This window comes from Pseudomonas sp. SBT1-2, from assembly GCF_028640875.1.
Lineage (GTDB): Bacteria > Pseudomonadota > Gammaproteobacteria > Pseudomonadales > Pseudomonadaceae > Aquipseudomonas > Aquipseudomonas chlororaphis_I.
The window spans coordinates 1-21,454 of the sequence record NZ_JAQZAA010000055.1 but is presented as its reverse complement, the minus strand read 5'-3'; the positions used below and the strand labels follow the sequence as shown (position 1 = coordinate 21,454).

17 protein-coding genes are annotated in these 21,454 nt (G+C 66.2%); 14 read left to right on the top strand and 3 right to left on the bottom strand.

What is annotated here, in order from left to right; translation table 11 throughout:
• The first annotated feature begins 16 nt into the window (after positions 1-16).
• From pdxH to ubiT, 6 genes are all read left to right on the top strand, one after another.
• Positions 17-664 carry a pyridoxamine 5'-phosphate oxidase gene (gene pdxH, locus PVZ78_RS06945; protein WP_273828434.1) on the top strand — a complete coding sequence of 216 codons (648 nt, stop codon included), beginning with the start codon at positions 17-19 and terminating at the stop codon, positions 662-664.
• 97 nt (positions 665-761) lie between these two features.
• Positions 762-1,328 carry a molybdenum cofactor biosynthesis protein B gene (gene moaB, locus PVZ78_RS06940; RefSeq protein WP_009049458.1) on the top strand — a complete coding sequence of 189 codons (567 nt, stop codon included), beginning with the start codon at positions 762-764 and terminating at the stop codon, positions 1,326-1,328.
• A complete protein-coding gene (locus tag PVZ78_RS06935) occupies positions 1,325-2,560 on the top strand; it encodes a molybdopterin molybdotransferase MoeA (protein ID WP_273828433.1) in 1,236 nt (411 codons plus the stop codon). Before moaB ends, PVZ78_RS06935 begins: the two co-directional genes overlap by 4 nt.
• Positions 2,561-2,670: 110 nt before the next feature.
• On the top strand, positions 2,671-3,666 hold the full coding sequence (gene ubiU, locus PVZ78_RS06930; protein WP_028682735.1) for a ubiquinone anaerobic biosynthesis protein UbiU: 996 nt from the start codon (positions 2,671-2,673) through the stop codon (positions 3,664-3,666).
• 10 nt (positions 3,667-3,676) lie between these two features.
• Positions 3,677-4,567, top strand: coding sequence for a U32 family peptidase (locus PVZ78_RS06925; RefSeq protein ID WP_273828432.1), 891 nt, complete (start codon positions 3,677-3,679; stop codon positions 4,565-4,567).
• Positions 4,561-5,043, top strand: a complete 483-nt coding sequence (gene ubiT / locus PVZ78_RS06920; RefSeq protein WP_124355125.1) for a ubiquinone anaerobic biosynthesis accessory factor UbiT — start codon at positions 4,561-4,563, stop codon at positions 5,041-5,043. The genes PVZ78_RS06925 and ubiT overlap by 7 nt, the downstream gene beginning before the upstream one ends.
• Positions 5,044-5,345: 302 nt before the next feature.
• Here ubiT and PVZ78_RS06915 read toward each other — a convergent pair whose 3' ends face one another.
• The 3 genes from PVZ78_RS06915 to PVZ78_RS06905 form a co-directional block, all read right to left on the bottom strand.
• A complete protein-coding gene (locus tag PVZ78_RS06915) occupies positions 5,346-6,023 on the bottom strand; it encodes a Crp/Fnr family transcriptional regulator (protein WP_009049453.1) in 678 nt (225 codons plus the stop codon).
• A gap of 95 nt (positions 6,024-6,118) precedes the next feature.
• Positions 6,119-6,766: a two-component system response regulator NarL gene (narL, locus tag PVZ78_RS06910; RefSeq protein ID WP_273828431.1), complete on the bottom strand. Its 648-nt coding sequence runs from the start codon at positions 6,764-6,766 to the stop codon at positions 6,119-6,121.
• A complete protein-coding gene (locus PVZ78_RS06905; RefSeq protein WP_273828430.1) occupies positions 6,763-8,577 on the bottom strand; it encodes a HAMP domain-containing protein in 1,815 nt (604 codons plus the stop codon). The genes narL and PVZ78_RS06905 overlap by 4 nt, the downstream gene beginning before the upstream one ends.
• A gap of 328 nt (positions 8,578-8,905) precedes the next feature.
• On the opposite strand from PVZ78_RS06905, the gene PVZ78_RS06900 reads away from it, so the two are divergent.
• The 8 genes from PVZ78_RS06900 to moaA all read left to right on the top strand — a co-directional run bounded on the left by PVZ78_RS06900 (position 8,906) and on the right by moaA (position 20,375).
• Entirely contained in the window at positions 8,906-10,201 is a 1,296-nt protein-coding gene (locus tag PVZ78_RS06900) for an MFS transporter (protein ID WP_016704271.1), read from the top strand.
• Complete coding sequence (locus tag PVZ78_RS06895; protein ID WP_273828429.1) at positions 10,188-11,585, top strand: NarK family nitrate/nitrite MFS transporter; 1,398 nt, start codon at positions 10,188-10,190, stop codon at positions 11,583-11,585. Before PVZ78_RS06900 ends, PVZ78_RS06895 begins: the two co-directional genes overlap by 14 nt.
• Positions 11,586-11,652: 67 nt before the next feature.
• Positions 11,653-15,420, top strand: coding sequence for a nitrate reductase subunit alpha (locus PVZ78_RS06890; protein ID WP_273828428.1), 3,768 nt, complete (start codon positions 11,653-11,655; stop codon positions 15,418-15,420).
• A gap of 9 nt (positions 15,421-15,429) precedes the next feature.
• Positions 15,430-16,968, top strand: a complete 1,539-nt coding sequence (gene narH, locus PVZ78_RS06885) for a nitrate reductase subunit beta (RefSeq protein WP_273828427.1) — start codon at positions 15,430-15,432, stop codon at positions 16,966-16,968.
• Positions 16,969-16,970: 2 nt separating this feature from the next.
• Positions 16,971-17,726, top strand: a complete 756-nt coding sequence (gene narJ, locus PVZ78_RS06880) for a nitrate reductase molybdenum cofactor assembly chaperone (protein ID WP_039968062.1) — start codon at positions 16,971-16,973, stop codon at positions 17,724-17,726.
• The gene (gene narI, locus PVZ78_RS06875; protein WP_029527057.1) at positions 17,719-18,399 is read left to right on the top strand and encodes a respiratory nitrate reductase subunit gamma; all 681 of its coding nucleotides are present in this window, start codon (positions 17,719-17,721) and stop codon (positions 18,397-18,399) included. The genes narJ and narI overlap by 8 nt, the downstream gene beginning before the upstream one ends.
• Before the next feature lie 10 nt (positions 18,400-18,409).
• Positions 18,410-19,372, top strand: a complete 963-nt coding sequence (locus PVZ78_RS06870; protein WP_273828426.1) for a peptidylprolyl isomerase — start codon at positions 18,410-18,412, stop codon at positions 19,370-19,372.
• Positions 19,373-19,382: 10 nt separating this feature from the next.
• Positions 19,383-20,375, top strand: coding sequence for a GTP 3',8-cyclase MoaA (moaA, locus tag PVZ78_RS06865; RefSeq protein ID WP_135006688.1), 993 nt, complete (start codon positions 19,383-19,385; stop codon positions 20,373-20,375).
• Positions 20,376-21,454 lie beyond the last annotated feature (1,079 nt).

Genomic DNA, 21,454 nt, shown 5'->3' with positions numbered 1-21,454 from the left:
AACGGAGATCACCCTCATGCCGCTTTCCCTGGCCCAGATGCGCCGTAACTACTGCCGCGATGGCCTGGCCGACGAGGCCGCGCCGGACGATCCACTGCCGCTGTTCCAGCAGTGGCTGCAACAGGCCCGCGACACCGAGCAGGCGCCGGTGGAGGCCAACAGCATGTGCCTGGCCACGGTCGACGAGCAGGGCCAGCCCCATTGCCGGGTGCTGTTGCTCAAGGGCTTGAGCGCCGAGGGTTTCACCTTCTTCGGCAACTACCAGAGCGCCAAGGGCCTGGAACTGGCGGCCAATCCCCGGGCCGCCATGACCTTCTTCTGGCCGGCCCTGGAGCGCCAGGTGCGGATCGAAGGATTAGTCTCGCGGTTAGCGCCGCGGCTGTCGGATGTGTATTTCGATTCACGCTCCCTGGCCAGTCGCCTTGGTGCCTGGGCGTCGCCGCAAAGCCAGCCCTTGGCCAACCGGCTGCAACTGGAATCCCTGCTGACCAGCACCACCAGCCGCTTCGACGGCCAGCCGGTGCCGCGCCCGGAACACTGGGGCGGCTACTGCCTGCGCCCGCAGCGCATGGAGTTCTGGCAAGGGCGCAGCGACCGCCTGCATGACCGCCTCGACTACCGCCTGCATGAGGGCGCCTGGCGCCACGGCCGGCTGGCGCCCTGAGGCTTGTCGCCCCGTCGAGGTACCTCCTTGGAGGAATAGGTTCCTCCAAGGATTCGGTTCAGGCTGGGGCCTATCTCATTCACGGGAAGGCTTGGATATGGCCCATCTGGCGCAACGCACGTTTCACCCCCTGAACATCGCCGTGCTGACCATCAGCGATACGCGCACCCTGGACACCGACACCTCGGGCCAGACCCTCAGCGACCTGTTGCAGGCCGCCGGCCATGTGCTGGTCGATCGCGGCCTGGTGCCGGACGACATCTACCAGATCCGCGCCCGTGTCTCGCAGTGGATCGCCGACCCCGAGGTGCAGGTGGTGCTGATGACCGGCGGCACCGGCTTCACCGCGCGGGACAACACGCCCCAGGCGGTAATGCCGCTGCTGGACAAGCATGTGGAAGGTTTCGGCGAGCTGTTCCGCCAGGTGTCGGTGGAGGAAATCGGCATGTCCAGCCTGCAGTCGCGGGCCCTGGCCGGGGTCAGCAACGGCGTGCTGGTGGTGTGCGTGCCGGGCTCGCCGGGGGCCTGCCGCACCGCCTGGAACATGATCCTGCGTCCGCAGCTGGACAGCCGCACCGGCCCGTGCAATTTCGCCCCCCATCTCAAGCCGCAGCCCCATCAGGCGCCAGGGCAGCAGATCGAGGCCTGTGGGGTGCGGCCGTGACCGGCTGTGGCTGCGACAGCGGCCAACTGATCCCGGTGGACCAGGCCATCGCCCATCTGCTGGACCAGGTGCCACCACCGCCCACGACCCAGGACATCGCCCTGGAGCAGGCCCTGGGCCGGGTGCTGGCGGCGGACATCCATTCGCCACTGAACCTGCCCGGCTGGGACAACAGCGCCATGGACGGCTACGCCTTGCGCGCTGCCGACCTGCCGCCTGCTGGTGGCCGCCTGACCCTGGGCGGGCGGATCGCCGCCGGGCAGGCGGCGGACACACCCTTGGCGGCGGGGCAGGCGGTGCGCATCTTCACCGGCGCGCCCTTGCCGCCGGGGGCCGATACGGTGGTGCCCCAGGAGAGCTGCCGGGTCGAGGACGGGCAGCTCTGCTTGCCGCCGGTGACGGTAGGCGATCACGTGCGCCGGCAGGGCGAGGAGGTGGCTCGCGGCGAGCTGTTGCTCAAGGCCGGCAAGCGCCTGCGCGCCCAGGAATTGGGGTTGCTGGCCGCTGCCGGGATCGCCCGGGTCGAGGTCTATCGGCCGCTGCGCGTGTGCCTGCTGAGCAGCGGCGACGAGCTGCGCGAGCCCGGCCAGCCCCTGGCGCCGGGGCAGATCTACAACAGCAATCGGTATTGCCTGTCGGCGCTGCTGCGCGGTTGGGGCGTCGAGGTGCACGACTACGGGGTGATGGCCGATGAGCTGGCGGCCAGCCGCCACGCCTTGAGCCTGGCCTCGTCGGAGTGCGACCTGCTGCTGACCTCGGGCGGGGTCTCGGTCGGCGAGGAAGACCACCTCAAGCAGGCGATCGAAGAGCTGGGCCACGTGGATTTCTGGCGCCTGGCGATCCAGCCGGGCAAGCCCCTGGCCTTTGGCGAAGTGGCCGGCAAGCCGTGGATCGGCATGCCGGGCAATCCCTCAGCGGCGCTGGTGACCGCGCTGGTGGTGGTGCGGCCGTTCCTGCTGCGGGCCCAGGGCGTGACGGATGTGTTGCCGCGGCCCCTGGCGTTGCCGGCGGGTTTCGAGTGGCTGCAGCGCAACCGGCGCCGCCAGTATCTGCGTGCCCGCCTGGTGCCCGGCGAGGATGCCCAGACCAGCGTGCAACTGCACCCCCAGCAAAGCTCGGCGATGCTCAGCGCCGCCTGCTGGGCCGATGGCCTGGCGCTGGTGGAATGTGAGCGTCAGGTGCAGGTGGGCGACCCTGTGCCCTTCCTGTCGTTCGCCGAGCTGATGCAGTGACGGCAATTGATTGTGGTCAAGGCCGTGGCTGCCGGTCTGGCTAGACTGGCAGCGCATTTCCGATCGCAGCATACGCGTCGTCCCGGCGCGTTCTTTGATGAGGAACCCCCATGCAACTGGTCTGCCCCGCAGGCAACCTGCCTGCGCTGAAAGCGGCGGTGCGCCAAGGCGCCGATGCCGTCTACGTCGGCTTTCGCGACGACACCAACGCCCGGCATTTCGCCGGCCTGAACATGGACGACAAGCAGTTCGACGCGGCGGTCGCGCACATCCGCCAGCACCAACGCAAACTCTATGTGGCGGTCAACACCTACCCCCAGCCCCAGGGCTGGGCGCGCTGGCAACGGGCGGTGGACCGCGCCGCCGATCATGGGGTCGACGCGCTGATCGCCGCCGATCCCGGGGTCCTGGCCTATGCCAGCCAGCGCCACCCGCAATTGAACCTGCACCTGTCGGTGCAGGGCTCGGCGACCAATGCCAGCGCCCTGGCGTTCTACGCCCAGCACTACAACATCCGCCGCGCGGTGCTGCCGCGGGTACTGTCGCTGGCCCAGGTGCGCCAGGTGGCGGCCAGCAGCACGGTGCCGATCGAGGTGTTCGCCTTTGGCAGCCTGTGCATCATGGCCGAGGGGCGCTGCCACCTGTCTTCCTACATCACCGGCGAGTCGCCGAACCTGTGCGGCGTCTGCTCGCCGGCCAAGGCGGTGCGCTGGAGCGAGGACGCCGAAGGCTTGAGCGCCCGTCTCAGCGAAGTGCTGATCGACCGCTACAGCGATAACGAAGCGGCCGGCTACCCGACCCTGTGCAAGGGGCGCTTCCTGGTCGAAGGCAGGCGCTTCCATGCCCTGGAGGAACCCACCAGCCTCGACACCCTGGACCTGCTGCCGGAGCTGGCGGCCATTGGCGTCGAGGCGGTGAAGATCGAAGGCCGCCAGCGCAGCCCGGCCTATGTCGAGCAGGTCACCCGGGTCTGGCGCGCGGCGCTGGATGCCCATCGCGCCGCGCCCGCGAATTTTGCGGTCAAGGACCAGTGGCGCCTGGTGCTGGCCGCTCTGTCCGAGGGCAGCCAGACCACCCTGGGTGCCTACCACCGATCATGGCAATGAGGAGTTCGCGATGAAGCTCAGCCTGGGCCCCGTCCTGTTCTACTGGGACAAGGAACAATTGGGGCGTTTCTATGCCGAGATGTCGGCCTTGCCCCTGGATGTGATTTACCTGGGGGAAACCGTCTGTTCGAAACGCCGGGCCTTGTCCCTGGACCAGTGGCTGGGCCTGGGGCGCGAACTGCAGGGCTGTAGCCAGGCGCAGATCGTGCTGTCCAGCCTGACCCTGATCGAAGCCGCCTCGGAGCTGTCCAGCCTGCGGCGCCTGTGCGACAACGGCGAGCTGCTGGTGGAGGCCAACGACATGGGCGCGGTGCAGTTCCTCGCCGAGCGCAAGCTGCCGTTCGTCGGTGGCCCGGCGCTCAACCTGTACAACGGCCACGCCCTGGCGCAGTTGCAGGCCTGCGGGATGATGCGCTGGGTGCCGCCGGTGGAATGTTCGGCGACGCTGATCCGCGCGGTGCTGGATCAGGTACGGGAATTGGGCCAGGCCGTGCCCGAGGTCGAAGTCTTCGCCTATGGGCATCTGCCGCTGGCGTATTCCGCGCGCTGCTTCACCGCCCGGGCCCAGGACCGGCCCAAGGATGACTGCCAGTTCTGCTGCATCCAGTACCCCGACGGCCTGGCGCTGAGCAGCCAGGAAGGCCAGGCGCTGTTCACCCTTAATGGCATCCAGACTATGTCGGCGGAGGTCACCAATCTGCTGGCGGACTACGCCGGGCTGGTGGCCTGCGGCGCCGACCTGCTGCGCCTGAGCCCGCGGGCCCAGGGCATGGGCGAGGTGATCGAGGCCTATCAGCGGGTGCGCCAGGGCGCGACGCCACCGCTGTTCGTCGAGGGCTGCAACGGTTACTGGCATGGCCAGGCCGGGATGTTGCGCGTCGAGGAGGTGGGCCTGTGCTGAGTGGCAAATCCAAACGCAAGGAATGGCTGCTGCGCAGCGCCGACCGGCTGCTGCCATGGCTGCGGCGGGTGCCGTTCGGCGTGCAGCGCCTGGCCTTGCAGCAGGGGCTCAACCGCTGCCTGGCCGAGCCGCTGCGCGCCGGCGAATTCGACCTGCTGCGCCGGCGCTGGTTGTGCCTGCGCATTCCCGACCTGGGCCTGGCCTGGTACCTGACCCGCGACCGCGACGGCCTGCGCATCGCCGCGCGGGCCCGGGCCGACGTGACCATCAGCGGCAACTGGCGCGAGTTCCTGCTGCTGGCCAGCCGCCAGGAAGACCCGGACACCCTGTTCTTCCGCCGGCGCCTGGTGATCGAGGGCGATACCGAACTGGGCCTGACCCTGAAGAACCTGATCGACAGCCTCGACCCGGATGTGTTGCCGGTCTGGCTGTGGCGCGGCCTGGAACGGGCGGGGAAGGGGCTGGCGGCGCGTTGAGTCACGGGGGCGCCGGGCAATGCCTTTTGCAGGCGCCGGCGACCGGGATAACGCGGCGTGCCTGAGACGACGCCTCGCGAGCAAGCTGCGCTCCTACAGGTGTCCGGCCAGTCCTCGTTCGCAGCCTCGCTGCGCTGGGTAGCGACTACAAGACCGTGTGCGGCTCCGGCTACCCCCTGTAGGAGCGCAGCTTGCTCGCGATGGTCGTCAACGATGACGCGCGCAACCTGACACCCCGCATTGCCCTCAGGTTCATCGCGCGCAAGCTGCACTCCTACAGGGGCGGTGTTCACCGATTGGGGTCAGCCCTGGTAGGTGGCTAGTTGCTCGGCGCCGAGGATCAGGATAGTGCGCCGTTCCATGGCGATCAGGCCGCTGTCCACCAGGCGATGGAGGATGCGCGAGAAGGTCTCGGGCTGGATCCCCAGCTTCGAGGCCACCAGGCGCTTGGACACCTGCAGCACCACCTCGCCGCTGAGCGGGTCGCGTTCCTGCAACAGGAAATTCACCACCCGCCGGCTGGCGCTGCCCAGGGTCAGGGTGTCGATGTCCTTGAGGCGCTGGTGCAGGTGCACGCTCATGCTCGCCAGGATTGCCAGGCACACCTGGGGCTGGTCCTCCAGGGCGTGGCGGTAATGGTTGCCGTCGATGCTGATCAGCACGCTGTCTTTCAGCGCGCTGGCGTTCACCGGGTAGAAGCGCGCCTGGCTGAACAGCAGGGCCTCGGCGAAGGTCTGCCCGGGCTGGATGATTTCCACCAGGTTTTCCTGGCCTTCGCCGCTGATGCGGTACAGCTTGACCTGGCCGCTGACCAACAGGAAAAAGCGCTTGGCCGGGTCGCCCTGGTGCATCAGGGTGTTGTGGCTGGGCAGGCGCCTGAGCATGGCCTGGGCGCAGACCTCCTCGAAGACCTTGTCCGGCAACTGGCTGAACAGATGATGGCGCCGCAGGAACAGCACGATGGAAGGGTGGGTCAGCATGGATACCTCCGCTGCCGGCCATGGTAGAGCGCGGGGCTGCCATGGCCTATGCCTCCGCCGGCCTACCTCTAAAGGGGCAGAGGGCGAGGCGCGGCTCAGCCGGCGTTGCGCAGGTGCTCCATGGCCCACACCGCGGCCTCGACCCGCGAGCGCAGGCCGAGCTTGTGCAGCAGGTTCTTCACATGGACCTTGACCGTGCCTTCGGTGATGCCCAGCTTGTGGCCGATGACCTTGTTGCTGTAGCCGCTGGCGATGGTCTTGAGCACCTGGCGCTCGCGTTCGGTCAGCTCGACCTCCGGCTGGCGCGGCGGTGAACGCAGGGCCTGGGCCATGACCCGGGTCAGCCCCGGGCTGATTACCAGGGCGCCGTTCAGCGCATCGCGCAGGTACTGGATCAGCAGCTCGGGTTCCATGTCCTTGAGCAGGTAGCCGTCGGCGTCCAGGCGCAGGGCGTCGCGAATGTCGTCCTCGGCGTCGGACACGGTGAACAGCAGCACCTTGCCGCGATAGTCCATGGTCCGCAGGCGGCGCAGGGTCTCGATGCCGTTGAGTTGCGGCATGTTGTTGTCGAGCAGCACCAGGTCGGGCTGCAACGGCTCGATCAGGCCCAGGGCTTCTTCGCCGTGGCTGGCCTCGCCGACGATCTGCAGGTCGTCTTCCAGTTCGAGCATCTGGCGGATGCCGCGACGCATCATCGGATGGTCGTCGACCAGCAGGATCCGGTAGGTGGAGTATGGGTTCATGCGGCGCTACCTTCTGTGGGGACTCCGAGAAACTCCGGACGGAATTCCATCTGCACCAGGGTGCCCTGGGGCGTCCTGGAAAAAATCTGCAACTGGCCATGCAGGCTGCGGGCCCGCTCATCCATGATGTTCAGGCCGTGGTGTTCGCGTTGATTGCCGCTGGTGTCGTGGTCGCCGCTGAAGCCGCGGCCATCGTCCTCGATCGACAGGCGCAGGGTTTCGCCGTGCTGGCGCAGTTGCAGCCAGACATTTTCCGCGTGGGCGTGGCGCAGGCAGTTGGAAAGCGCCTCGCGGGTGATCTGCAACAGGTGGATCTGCTCGCTGGCCGACAGCTCGAAAGCCAGGCTGTCGAGTTGCAGGTGCACCTGGAAATCGCCGCGACGGGAGAACTCCTCGGTGGTCGCTTCGAGCTCGCGCACCAGCCCGGCATCGTGGATCTGCAGGCGGAAGGTGGTCAGCAGTTCGCGCAGCTGGCGGTAGGCATTGTTCACCCCTTCGCGCAGTTCGGCGGTGACGTTTTCCAGGGTACTCACCGGTTCGCCACGGCGCATCAGGGTCTGCATGCGGCTGACCTGCAGCTTCATGTAGGACAAGGCCTGGGCCAGGGAGTCGTGGAGCTCGCGGGCGATGATCGCGCGCTCTTCGAACAGCAGCAGGCGATGGTCCTGTTCGCGCTGGCGCTTGAGCGACAGCGAGGTGCCGATCAGGTTGGCCAGGGCCTGGATCAGTTCGGTTTCCCAGGCTTGCGGGGCATGGCCGTCGAGGAAGTGCGCCTTGAGCTCGCCCAGTTCGCTGCCCTGGTTGCTGATGCTGAAGCTCTGCCGGCTGATGGACTGGTGGCGCTGGCAGCTGGCGCAATCGCTGACCGCGCAGACATCCCGGCTGCTGGCGCCGTGCAGGGCGATCAGCTGCTGCGCCGGGGCCTGCAACTGGCCTTGCAGGCACAGCGACAGGCGCAGCCCCGGCAGGCGCTGCTGGAAGCGCCGGATCAACTCGTCCAGGCCTTCGGCGTTGGCCAGCCGCGTGGCCAGGCTGCGGCTGCTCTGATACAGCAGCTCGAGGGCGGCATTGGCCTGTTGCAGGTTGTGGGTCTTTTGCCGCACCAGGGTTTCCAGGGTGCGGTGGGATTGCTCGATGGTCTCGGCCATGGCGTTGAAGCTGGTGGCCAGCTGGCCCAGTTCGTCCTGGGACTGGTGGTTGACCCGCACCTGGAACTCGCCGCGACGAAAACCCTGGGTGGCTTCCACCAGTTCCTGCAACGGCGTGACCACGCTGTATTGCAGCTCGTACAGGCCCAGCAGCAGGACGAACAGGGTGGTGAACAGCGCCGCGCCCTGGATCAGCTGTTGCCAGGTCTGTTTATGTTCGCTCTGGCGTTGCAGCAGGCTGACGAACTGGTTCAGCTGTTCGACGAAGGGCAGGGCCAGGGCCTGGAACGCCGCGGCATCTTGGCGTTCCAGGGCCGGCTGCAATTCGTCGTTCCAGCGTTGCTGGATCTGCCGGTAGCTGCCCAGCAGGTCGGGATCGGCGCCGTCTTCCAGCACAGCCCTGAGCGACTGGCTGTCGAGGCGCTGTTGCAGGCTCTGGCGGATACGCTGGATGTCTTCGGCGCTGGCGCCGGCGGCCAGCTTCCAGCTCAGGTGGTAGGTCTCCATGCGCACCGAGCCCGCGGTATTGATGGCCGCCGCGTCGCCCTGGCTGAACCAGGCGATCAGCCCGGCGCTCAGGGAACTGGCCAGCGCCAGCACGGCGATCAGGATCACCGCCAGGCCGGCGCGGGCGGGCAGGGAGCTGCGCAGCCAGCGGATCATGGGCGCGGGCCACAGCTGAGCAGGCTGAGGATGAAAGAGAGGAGGGCTGGCATGGAAAGCTCCAGGGGCGGCTGGCGATGGTTTTGCCGCCGGTCCCTGGCGCTCTACCTCTAAAGAGTTGTTGTCCATCGGATCCGTGCAAGCGCCTCGTGGAGCCAAGGCAAGAGCCTGATAAACAAAGGGTTCAGAGGTTTTTCGGCACTACCTCGTTGGAGGTAGGCGGCGCAAGCATAGGCCCGTGAGGCCCCGGGCTTCATTGACCCGGGTCAAGTTTTTACCGGGTTCGCCTCTCTAGTCTGCGGCCATGAATGACTGACTGGAGAGCGAGATGACCCAACCGCGTGTGCGACAAGGCCTGGTGCTGGGCATGAGTACGCTGGCCTTCACCGTGTGCTTCATGGTCTGGATGATGTTCGCGGTGCTCGGGGTGCCGATCAAGGAGCTGCTCCAGCTCAACGAAACCCAGTTCGGCCTGCTGGCCGCCACCCCGGTGCTCACCGGTTCGCTGGCGCGCCTGCCGCTGGGCCTGCTGACCGACCGCTTTGGCGGGCGCAGCGTGTTCTTCCTGCTGATGCTGTGCTGCGTGTTGCCGCTGTACCTGATCAGTCACGCCACGGCCTACTGGCAGTTCCTGGTCCTGGGCCTGTTCGTCGGCCTGGCAGGCGGTTCGTTTTCGGTGGGCATCGCCTACGTCGCCAAGTGGTTCGACCAGGACAACCAGGGCTTCGCCATGGGCATCTTCGGCGCCGGTAACGCCGGCGCCGCGCTGACCAAGTTCCTCGCCCCGGCGCTGATCGCCGCCGGCAGCTGGCAGCTGGTGCCGAAGGCCTTCAGCGCCATCCTGTTCATCACCGCGCTGCTGTTCTGGTTCCTCAGCGCCGACAACAAGGCCCACCGCAGCGCTTCCGGCGCCACCCTGCGCGAGCAGTTGGGCGCGCTGAAGGACCCGGCGGTGTGGCGCTACTGCCAGTACTACTCGATCGTCTTCGGCGGCTATGTGGCCCTGGCGCTGTGGATGACCCAGTACTACGTGCAGGAATACGGTTTCAGCCTGCAGAGCGCGGCGCTGCTGGCCGCCTGTTTCTCCCTGCCGGGTGGTGTGCTGCGCGCCGTCGGCGGCTGGATGTCGGACCGCTGGGGCGCCCAGAGCGTGACCTGGTGGGTGCTCTGGGTCAGCTGGATCTGCCTGTTCCTGCTGTCCTACCCGCAGACCCAGCTGCAAGTGCACACCGTCGACGGCACCCTGGATTTCCACATTGGCCTGAGCCCGGCGCTGTTCACCGTGCTGTTGTTCGTCATGGGCATCGCCTTCGCCTTCGGCAAGGCCTCGGTGTTCAAGTACATCGCCAACGACTACCCACAAAACATGGGCGCGGTGTCCGGCATCGTCGGCTTGGCCGGCGGCCTCGGCGGCTTCGTCCTGCCGATCCTGTTCGGCGCCCTGGTGGACCTCACCGGCGTGCGCTCTTCCTGCTTCATGTTGATGTACGGCGTGGTCTGGGTGTCGCTCACCTGGATGTACTTCAGCGAAATCCGCAAGCGCCCGCTGCTGGGCAAACAGCCGCCGGCCACCTCGTCCCCGTTTTCCAGCATTGCCCAAGGAGAAGAACATGTCGGTTCTTAACAAGCCCGATTCAGGCCCGGTGATTCATGACTGGCGCCCGGAAGACCCCGCTTTCTGGGGGCGCAGCGGCAAGCAGACAGCGACCCGCAACCTGTGGATCTCGATTCCCGCGCTGCTCTTGGCCTTTGCCGTGTGGATGGTCTGGAGCACGGTGATCGTGCGCCTGAACGCCATCGGCTTCAGCTTCAGCACCGACCAGCTGTTCTGGCTGGCGGCGCTGCCGGGGCTGTCCGGCGCCACCTTGCGGGTGTTCTATTCGTTCATGGTGCCGATCTTCGGCGGCCGCCGCTGGACCGCCCTGAGCACTGCTTCGCTGCTGCTGCCGTCGCTGTGGATGGGCTTTGCCGTGCAGGACCCGAACACCCCCTACAGCGTATTCGTGCTGATCGCGCTGCTCTGCGGTTTCGGCGGCGGCAACTTCGCCTCGAGCATGTCCAACATCAGCTTCTTCTACCCCAAGTCGCAGCAGGGCACGGCCCTGGGCCTGAATGCCGGGCTGGGCAACCTCGGGGTGTCGGTGATGCAGTTCTGCGTGCCGCTGGTGATCACCTTCGGCCTGTTCGGCTGGCTCGGCGGGCAGCCCCAGATGCTGGCCGATGGTAGCCAGCTGTGGCTGCAGAACGCCGGTTTCCTCTGGGTGCCGTTCATTATCGCGGTGACCCTGCTGGCCTGGTTCGGCATGAACGACCTGTCCAGCGCCAAGGCCTCGTTCAGCGAGCAGGCGGTGATCTTCAAGCGCAAGCACAACTGGCTGATGTGCTGGCTGTACCTGGCGACCTTCGGTTCGTTCATCGGCTTTTCGGCGGCCTTTCCGCTGCTGATCAAGACCGCGTTCCCGGACGTGGTGGCGCTGAAATTCGCCTTCCTCGGCCCGCTGGTGGGCGCCCTGGTGCGGCCGCTGGGTGGCTGGCTGGCGGACAAGCTGGGCGGTGCCCGGGTCACCTTGTGGAACTTCGTGGCGATGATCGTGATGGTCTTCGGGGTTCTTCATTTTCTTCCGCACAACGGCGCCGGCGGCAACTTCTACGGCTTCCTCGGCCTGTTCATGCTGCTGTTCATCACCACCGGCATCGGCAACGGCTCCACCTTCCGCATGATCCCGGTGATCTTCCGCACCCTGCACGAAAAGGCCGCCGCCGGGCAAAGCTCGGCGGTGCGCGAGCAGGCGCTGAAAAACGCCGGCAAGGAGTCGGCCGCGGTCCTTGGCTTCAGCTCGGCCATGGGCGCCTTCGGCGCGTTCTTCATCCCCAAATCCTTCGGCACTTCCATGGCCCAGACCGGCGGCCCGGAAATGGCCTTCTACATGTTCGTCGGCTTTTACCTGAGCTGCATTGTGGTGACCTGGTGGTGGTACGCGCGCAAGGGCGCGGCGACTCCCTGCTGACACGACCCGAATCCAAACCTTGCCGGCGGGGCACAGAACCCCGCGGCAAGCCTGAGAGGAAAGCACCATGAGTCATTTGTTGGATCAACTGCGGTTCTTCAACCGCAAGCAAAGCGAGTTCGCCGACGGCCACGGGGAGACCCGCAAGGAATCCCGCGACTGGGAGAACGTCTACCGCTCGCGCTGGCAGTACGACAAGATCGTGCGCTCCACTCACGGGGTGAACTGCACCGGTTCCTGCTCGTGGAAGATCTACGTGAAGAACGGCCTGATCACCTGGGAAACCCAGCAGACCGACTACCCGCGCACCCGCAACGACCTGCCCAACCACGAGCCGCGCGGCTGCCCGCGGGGCGCCAGCTACAGCTGGTACATCTACAGCGCCAACCGCCTGAAGTACCCGAAGATCCGCAAGCCGCTGCTCAAACTGTGGCGCCAGGCGCGCCAGAGCCTGGCGCCGGTGCAAGCCTGGGCGAGCATTGTCGAGGACCCGGTCAAGGCCGAGTCGTACAAGAGCAAGCGCGGCATGGGCGGCTTCATCCGTTCCAGCTGGGATGAGGTCAACGAGATCATCGCCGCGGCCAACGTCTACACCATCAAGCAATACGGCCCCGACCGGGTCGTCGGTTTCTCGCCGATCCCGGCCATGTCGATGGTCAGCTACGCCGCCGGCGCCCGCTACCTGTCGCTGATCGGCGGCGCCTGCCTGAGCTTCTACGACTGGTACTGCGACCTGCCGCCGGCTTCGCCTATGGTCTGGGGCGAGCAGACCGACGTGCCGGAATCGGCCGACTGGTACAACTCCAACTACATCATCGCCTGGGGTTCCAACGTTCCGCAGACCCGCACCCCCGACGCGCACTTCTTCACCGAGGTGCGCTACAAGGGCACCAAGACCGTGGCCATCACCCCGGACTATTCGGAAGTGGCCAAGCTCACCGACCTCTGGCTCAACCCCAAGCAGGGCACCGACGCGGCGCTGGCCCAGGCCTTCAATCATGTGATCTTCAAGGAGTTCCACCTCGACCGCCCGAGCGCCTATTTCACCGAGTACGCCAAGCGCTACACCGACCTGCCGGTGCTGGTGCTGCTCAAGCCGATGCTCGGCACCGCGCCGGGGGCCGGCTACCAGCCGGACCGCTTCCTGCGCGCCTCGGACCTGGCCGGCAACCTCGGCCAGGACAACAACCCGGAGTGGAAAACCATCGCCATCGACGCCAGCGGCGAGCTGGTGTCGCCCCAGGGCTCCATCGGCTATCGCTGGGGCGAGCAGGGCAAGTGGAACATCCTCGCCCGCGAAGGCGGCGAGGGCCGCGAGATCGACCTGAACCTGAGCCTGATCGGTGGCGATGTCGCCGAAGTGGCCTTTCCCTACTTCGCCGGCGAAACCCAGGAGCACTTCCAGCACGTGGCCGGCGATGCCGTGCAATACCGCCGGGTGCCGGTGCGCAGCCTGACCCTGGCCGACGGCAGCCAGGTCAAGGTCGCCACGGTGTTCGACCTGTCGGCGGCCAACCTGGCCATCGACCGTGGCCTGGGCGGCGCCAACGTGGCCAAGGACTACGACGACGCCAGCGTGCCCGGCACCCCGGCCTGGCAGGAGCAGATCACCGGCGTCAGCCGCGAGAAAGCGATCCAGATCGCCCGCGAGTTCGCCGACAACGCCGACAAGACCCGTGGCCGCTCGATGATCATCGTCGGCGCGGCGATGAACCACTGGTACCACATGGACATGAACTACCGCGGGCTGATCAACATGCTCATGCTCTGCGGTTGCGTCGGCCAGACCGGTGGCGGCTGGGCCCACTACGTCGGCCAGGAAAAACTCCGTCCGCAATGCGGCTGGCTGCCCCTGGCCTTCGGCCTGGACTGGAGCCGTCCGCCACGGCAGATGAACGGCACCAGCTTCTTCTACGCCCACAGCTCGCAATGGCGCCACGAGAAGATGAGCATGCACGACGTGCTCTCGCCGCTGGCCGACAAGAGCCAGTTCCCCGAGCACGCCCTGGACTACAACATCCGCGCCGAACGCGCCGGCTGGCTGCCCAGCGCGCCGCAGCTCAATACCAACCCGCTGCACATCTGTCGCGACGCCGCCGCAGCCGGCATGGCGCCCAAGGACTATGTGGTCAAGAGCCTGCACGAAGGCAGCCTGCGTTTTGCCTGCGAACAGCCGGACAGCCCGCAGAACTTCCCGCGCAACATGTTCATCTGGCGTTCCAACCTGCTGGGCTCCTCGGGCAAGGGCCACGAGTACATGCTCAAGTACCTGCTCGGCACCCGTAACGGGGTGATGAACGAGGACATCGGCCAGGTCGGCGACTGCGAGCCGCAAGAGGCCGAATGGGTGGACGAGGGCGCCATCGGCAAGCTCGACCTGGTCACCACCCTGGACTTCCGCATGTCCTCGACCTGCGTGTATTCCGACATCGTCCTGCCGACCGCCACCTGGTACGAGAAGGACGACATGAACACCTCGGACATGCATCCCTTCATCCACCCGCTGTCGGCGGCCATCGACCCGGCCTGGGAATCGCGTTCCGACTGGGAGATCTACAAGGGCATCGCCAAGGCGTTTTCCAGCATGGCGGTGGGGCACCTCGGGGTGGAGCAGGACCTGGTCACCGTGCCGCTGATGCATGACAGCGTCGGCGAACTGGCCCAGCCGTTCGGCGGCACCGACTGGAAAACCGCCGGCGTGGCCCCGCAGCCGGGCAAGAACGCGCCGAACCTGCAAGTGGTGGAGCGCGACTACCCGAACATCTACAAGCAGTTCACCTCCCTCGGGCCGCTGCTGGAGAAACTCGGCAACGGCGGCAAGGGCATCAACTGGAACACCGACAAGGAGGTGAAATTCCTTGGCGAGCTGAATTACCGCGAAGGCGCGGCGGGCATCAGCCAGGGCCGGCCGAAGATCGACACGGCGATCGACGCCGCCGAGGTGATCCTGTCCCTGGCCCCGGAAACCAACGGCCATGTGGCGCTCAAGGCCTGGGCCGCGCTGTCCGCGTTCACCGGCATCGACCACAGCCACCTGGCGCTGTCCAAGGCCCACGAGGCGATCCGCTTCCGCGATATCCAGGCGCAGCCGCGCAAGATCATTTCCAGCCCCACCTGGTCGGGCCTGGAGGACGATCACGTCAGCTACAACGCCGGCTACACCAACGTCCACGAGAACATCCCGTGGCGCACCATCACCGGTCGCCAGCAGTTCTACCAGGACCATCCGTGGATGCAGGCGTTCGGTGAACAGCTGATGAGTTACCGGCCGCCGGTCAACACCCGGACCATCGAGGCGGTGAAGGGCAAGCGCACCAACGGCCACACCGAGATCGTCCTGAACTGGATCACCCCGCACCAGAAGTGGGGCATCCACAGCACCTACAGCGACAACCTGCTGATGCTCACCCTGAGCCGTGGCGGGCCGATTGTCTGGCTCTCGGAAATCGACGCGCAACGCGCCGGCATCGAGGACAACGACTGGATCGAATGCTTCAACGCCAACGGCGCGGCGACCGCCCGGGCGGTGGTCAGCCAGCGGGTCAAGGAGGGCATGGTGATGATGTACCACGCCCAGGAACGGATCGTGAACGTGCCCGGTTCCGAGACCACCAAGACCCGCGGCGGCCACCACAACTCGGTGACCCGGGTGGTGCTCAAGCCGACCCACATGATCGGCGGCTATGCCCAGCAGGCCTACGGTTTCAACTATTACGGCACGGTCGGTTGCAACCGCGACGAATTCGTCGTGGTGCGCAAGATGGCCCGCGTCGACTGGCTCGATGGCTCGGACGGCGATGAGCTGCCACGCCCTCTGCCGACCGAGATGGATTGAGGAGTTGTCATGAAGATTCGTTCACAAATCGGCATGGTCCTGAACCTGGACAAATGCATCGGCTGCCATACCTGCTCGATCACCTGCAAGAACGTCTGGACCAGCCGCGAAGGCATGGAATACGCCTGGTTCAACAACGTCGAGAGCAAGCCCGGGATCGGCTACCCGAAAGAATGGGAAAACCAGGACAAGTGGAAGGGCGGCTGGGTGCGCAACGCCAACGGCTCGATCAACCCACGCATCGGCGGCAAGTTCCGGGTGCTGGCGAACATCTTCGCCAACCCCGACCTGCCGAGCCTCGACGACTACTACGAGCCGTTCGACTTCGACTACCAGCACCTGCACACCGCGCCCCTGGGCGACCACCAGCCGACCGCGCGGCCGCGTTCGGTGGTGTCCGGCAAGCGCATGGAAAAGATCGAGTGGGGGCCGAACTGGGAGGAGATCCTCGGCAGCGAGTTCGCCAAGCGGCGCAAGGACCAGAACTTCGACCAGATCCAGGCGGACATCTACGGCGAGTACGAAAACACTTTCATGATGTACCTGCCGCGCCTGTGCGAGCACTGCCTTAACCCGGCGTGCGCGGCGTCCTGCCCGAGCGGGGCGATCTACAAGCGCGAGGAGGATGGCATCGTCCTGATCGACCAGGAGAAGTGCCGCGGCTGGCGCATGTGCATCAGCGGCTGCCCGTACAAGAAGATCTATTTCAACTGGAAGAGCGGCAAGTCGGAGAAGTGCATCTTCTGCTACCCACGGATCGAGGCGGGCATGCCCACCGTGTGCGCCGAGACCTGTGTCGGGCGCATCCGCTACCTCGGCGTGCTGCTGTATGACGCCGACCGTATCGCCGAGGTGGCGAGCACCGCCAGCGAGCAGGACCTGTACGAGAAGCAGTTGGAGATCTTCCTCGACCCGCATGACCCGGCGGTGATCCGCCAGGCCCTGGAAGACGGGGTGCCGCAGTCGGTGATCGACGCCGCGCAGCGTTCGCCGGTGTACAAGATGGCGGTCGACTGGAAACTGGCGCTGCCGCTGCACCCGGAATACCGCACCTTGCCGATGGTCTGGTACGTGCCGCCGCTGTCGCCGATCCAGAACGCCGCGGCCGCCGGCACCGTGGGTATGAACGGGGTGATCCCGGATGTCGACAGCCTACGCATCCCCCTGCGTTACCTGGCCAACCTGCTGACCGCGGGCGACGAGAAACCGGTCAAGCGCGCCCTCAAGCGCCTGCTGGCGATGCGTGCCTACAAGCGCGCCGAACAGGTCGAAGGCGTGCAGGACCTGCGGGTGCTGGAGGATGTCGGCCTGAGCGTGAGCCAGGTCGAGGAGATGTACCGCTACCTGGCCATCGCCAACTACGAAGACCGTTACGTGGTGCCCAGCGCACACCGCGAGGAGGCCATGAGCGACGCCTTCGCCGAGCGTTCCGGTTGCGGCTTCAGTTTTGGCAGCGGCTGCAGCGGCAGCTCCGACACCAACATGTTCGGGGCGAAGAAGGCCAACCGCCGCGACGTCCTGAAAACCGTGCAGCTGTGGGAGGAATGAGCATGCGCATCCTTAAAGTGATTTCGCTGCTGCTCGACTACCCGAGCGCAACCCTGGTCGAGGGCCGCGACGAACTGGAGCAGGCGATCATCCAGGCCCGGGAAATCAGCCCGAAGCAGCGCGGCGCGCTGTTCGAGTTGCTGGAACTGATCTGCAACAACGACCTGATGGATGGCCAGGAGCATTACGGCGCGCTGTTCGGCCGTGGCCGCTCGCTGTCGCTGCTGCTGTTCGAGCATGTGCACGGCGAGTCCCGCGACCGCGGCCAGGCCATGGTCGACATGCTCGCCCAGTATGAAGCCGCCGGCTTTGCCATCGGCATCAAGGAGCTGCCGGACTACATCCCGCTGTACCTGGAGTTCCTCTCCACCCGCGACGACCTCGAGGCCCGCGAGGGCCTGGCCGATGTCGCGCACCTCTTGGCCTTGCTCGCGGCGCGCCTGGAGGAGCGCGAGAGCGCCTACGCCAGTTGCTTGCGAGCCTTGCTGCAGATCGCCGGCGAGGAGCCGCACCAGGCGGTGGCCGACCTGCGCGAGCAGGTGGCGGCCGAGCCGCGCGACGACTCCCTCGAAGCCCTGGACAAGGTCTGGGAAGAGGAGGCAGTGGACTTTCTCAAGGCCGAGCAGCAGGAACGTTGCAGCGCCATGCCAAGCGCGCCGGGCAAGCCCCGGGAGGAAAGCGCGGTACCGCTGCACTGGGTGGATTTTCAGCATCAGGGGCTGGCCGCCGCGCCAGCCGGGGAGGTGGGCAATGTCTAAGTGGAATCTGTTGGTGTTCGGGATCTATCCCTATGTCGCCCTGGCGATCTGCCTGCTGGGCAGTTGGGCGCGCTTCGACCTGTCGCAGTACAGCTGGAAGGCCGGCTCCAGCCAGATGCTCGACAACCGCGGCATGCGCGTAGCCAGCAACCTGTTCCATGTCGGCGTGTTGTTTGTGCTGGCCGGGCATTTCGTCGGCCTGCTGACCCCGGCCTCGGTCTATCACCATGTGATCAGCACCGAGCACAAGCAGTTGCTGGCGATGGTCTCCGGCGGTTTCTTCGGCCTGCTGTGCCTGGTCGGTCTGCTGATGCTGATCAAGCGCCGCCTCACCGATCCACGGGTGCGCGCCACTTCCAGCCCTTCGGACATCCTGATCCTGCTGGTGCTGCTGGCGCAGTTGCTGCTGGGCCTTTTGACCATAGTCGCCTCCACCGCCCACATGGACGGCTCGGTGATGGTGATGCTCGCCGACTGGGCGCAGAACACCGTGATGTTGCGGCCTATGGACGCGGCGGCAGCCATCGCGCCGGTCGGCCTGACCTACAAGCTGCACGTGTTCCTCGGCCTGACCCTGTTCGTGCTGTTCCCCTTTACCCGCCTGGTGCACATGGTCAGCGCGCCGGTCTGGTACCTGGGGCGGCGTTATCAAATCGTTCGGCAGAAAATCTGAGGAGGCAGTCATGTCTGGATGTGGATGTGGCGGCGGTAAAGGCGGCAGCGGCGGTTGCGGGTCTTCGGCCCGCGAAGAAACGCTGGTGCCAGAGAGTGAAGTAGAGGCGGGCGTGCAGGCTTTCACGCCGCCGGGCCATGAGCCGGCGGCCGCTGACGAGGCGCCTGTGCAACTGATCGCCAGCAGCGAGCAGGAGTGGCCGATCATCAGCGTCAACCAGGTGCAGATCACCCCGCAGGCGATGGCCCAGGAGCTGCAATATCACCCGGCGGCCAGCCGCGAGGAGGCGGTGTATCAGGCGGCCAGGGCGCTGGTGATCCGTGAGCTGTTGCAGCAGCGCATCGCCGAACTCGGCCTGACGTTGCAGATCGGCGCCGGCGAGAACGAGGAGGAGGCCGCCACCCGCTTGCTGCTCGAACGCGAGGTGCAGGTGCCGGAGTGCGACGAGGCCACGTGCTGGCGTTACTACGACAACAACCGCGGGCGCTTTCACAGCGCGCCGTTGCTGGCGGTGCGGCACATCCTCCTCGAATGCGCGCCGGACGATGCCGGCGCGCGCAGCACGGCCCAGGTCCAGGCGGAGATTTTGCTGCAACGCCTGGACGAGCAGCCCGACAGTTTCGCTGCCCTGGCGCTGAAGTATTCGGCCTGCCCGTCGAAGGCCCAGGGCGGCTCCCTGGGGCAGATCAGCAAGGGCCAGACCGTGCCGGAACTGGAGCGCCAGTTGTTCGGTCTGCCGACGGGGCTGGCGGCCAAGCCGCTGGAAAGCCGTTATGGCTGGCATGTGGTCAGCGTCGATCAGCGGGTCGAGGGTCAGGCTTTGCCTTACGAGGCGGTGGCGACGGCGATCCGCAACCAGCTGCAACAGGGCGTCTGGCAGAAGGCTGTGGTGCAGTACCTGCAAACCCTGATCGGCGCCGCGGACATTCGTGGCATTCAGCTGCAAGGCGCCGACTCGCCGCTGGTGCAGTAAGGGGAAGGCCATGAGCAATGGGATGCGGGACGGCTTCGGGCGGCAGATCGATTACTTGCGGATGTCGGTGACCGATCGTTGCGATTTTCGCTGTGTGTATTGCATGGCGAAGAACATGACCTTCCTGCCGCGCCAGCAGGTGCTGACCCTGGAGGAGCTGCAGCGGCTGGCGGCGCTGTTCGTCGGCCAGGGCGTGCGCAAGATCCGCCTCACCGGCGGCGAGCCGCTGATTCGCCCGGGCATCGTCGACCTGTGCCGCAACATCGCCGCCTTGCCGGGCCTGCGCGAACTGGTGATGACCAGCAATGGCTCGCAACTGGAACGCCTGGCCAGGCCGCTGGCGGAGGCCGGGGTCAAGCGTATGAACATCAGCCTCGATAGCCTGGACGGGCAGAAGTTTCGCGCCATCACCCGCAACGGCGATCTCGACCCGGTGCTGCGCGGCATCGAGGTGGCGCGCGGGGCGGGGTTCGAGCGGGTCAAGCTCAACTGCGTGGTGATGAAGGGCCGCAACTTCGAGGAGGTGCCGCAACTGGTGCGGTACGCCATTGAGCAGGGCATCGACATCAGCTTTATCGAGGAAATGCCCCTGGGCGATGTCGGCCGTTCCCGGGGCGAGTCTTTCTGTTCCAGCGATGAGGTGCGGGCGCTGATCGCCAGCCGCCATGCCTTGCTCGACAGCACCGAGAACAGCGGCGGCCCGGCGCGTTACGTGCGCCTGGAGCGCCATCCGCGGACGCGCATCGGTTTCATCTCGCCCAACAGCCATAACTTCTGTGGCAGCTGCAACCGGGTGCGGATGACGGTCGAAGGCAAGCTGTTGCTGTGCCTGGGGCAGGACGATGCCCTGGACCTGCGCGGTTTGCTGCGGCGGTATCCGCTGGACGATCAGCCGTTGATCGATGCCTTGCAGCAGGCTTTGCGGCGCAAGCCATGGCGCCACGACTTTAGCCCCGGAGGTACGGTGCAGTTGGTGCGGTTTATGAATATGAGTGGGGGGTGAGGCGGTGTGTATATCCGTTGCTGCGGTAACGGCTACCTAAGGTTCCGCCCTTACGGCGGGTCACTTTGGAAGAGCGCCAAAGTAACCAAAGCGCTTTGCCCCACCACTCGGCACCTCGCTGAGGCTCGGTGTGCCCGAACGAAGGCATTACGGAGCGGGCCGCCGCCACGGGCCATCCATGGCCCGGGGCGGCTAAACCGGCATCCCTGCCGGTTTACCCGCTCCGTAATACCTCCGTTCGGCCAGCGTGGTTAACGGGGCGTCAGAGATCAAGATCAAGATCAAAAGCCAAAGCCAAAACAGAGCCTTCGCCGGGCGAAGCTTGCGGCTTTTGCCACCCTACGGCTCTTCTGCCAGACACGGCCGTTGATGGACGGATTTGGTCGGTCAGACAACACGCTTTGTGTAGCCGCTGCCGAGCACAGCGAGGCTGCGATCGGCCCGCAGGGTCGCTAAACCTGACACCTCGTAGGATCTGGGGATACGCGGTGCCTGCCTGGCGAGTCCTTCGGCCTCGATCGCAGCCTCGCTGTGCTCGGCAGCGGCTACAGGGCCCGCGTTCTCAGCCACGCCGGCTGTCTCGCGTCAGCCAAAGCCCGAACAGAGCCAAAGCCGGGCGAAGCTTGCGGCTTTTGCCACCCTACGACTCTTCTGCCGGACACGGCCGTTGATGGACGGATTTGGTCGCTCAGGCAACACGTTTTGTGTAGCCGCTGCCGAGCACAGCGAGGCTGCGATCGGCCCGCAGGGCCGCTAAACCTGACACCTCGTAGGATCTGGGGAAGCGCGGTGCCTGCCTGGCGAGTCCTTCGGCCTCGATCGCAGCCTCGCTGTGCTCGGCAGCGGCTACAGGGCCCGCGTTCTCAACCAGGCCGGCTGTCTCGCGTCAGCCAAAGCCCGAACAGAGTCAAAGCCGGGCGAGGCTTGCTGTTTTTGCCACGCTACGGCTCTTCTGCCGGACACGGCCGTTGATGGACGGATTTGGCCGGTCAGGCAACACGTTTTGTGTAGCCGCTGCCGAGCACAGCGAGGCTGCGATCGGCCCGCAGGGCCGCTAAACCTGACACCTCGTAGGATCT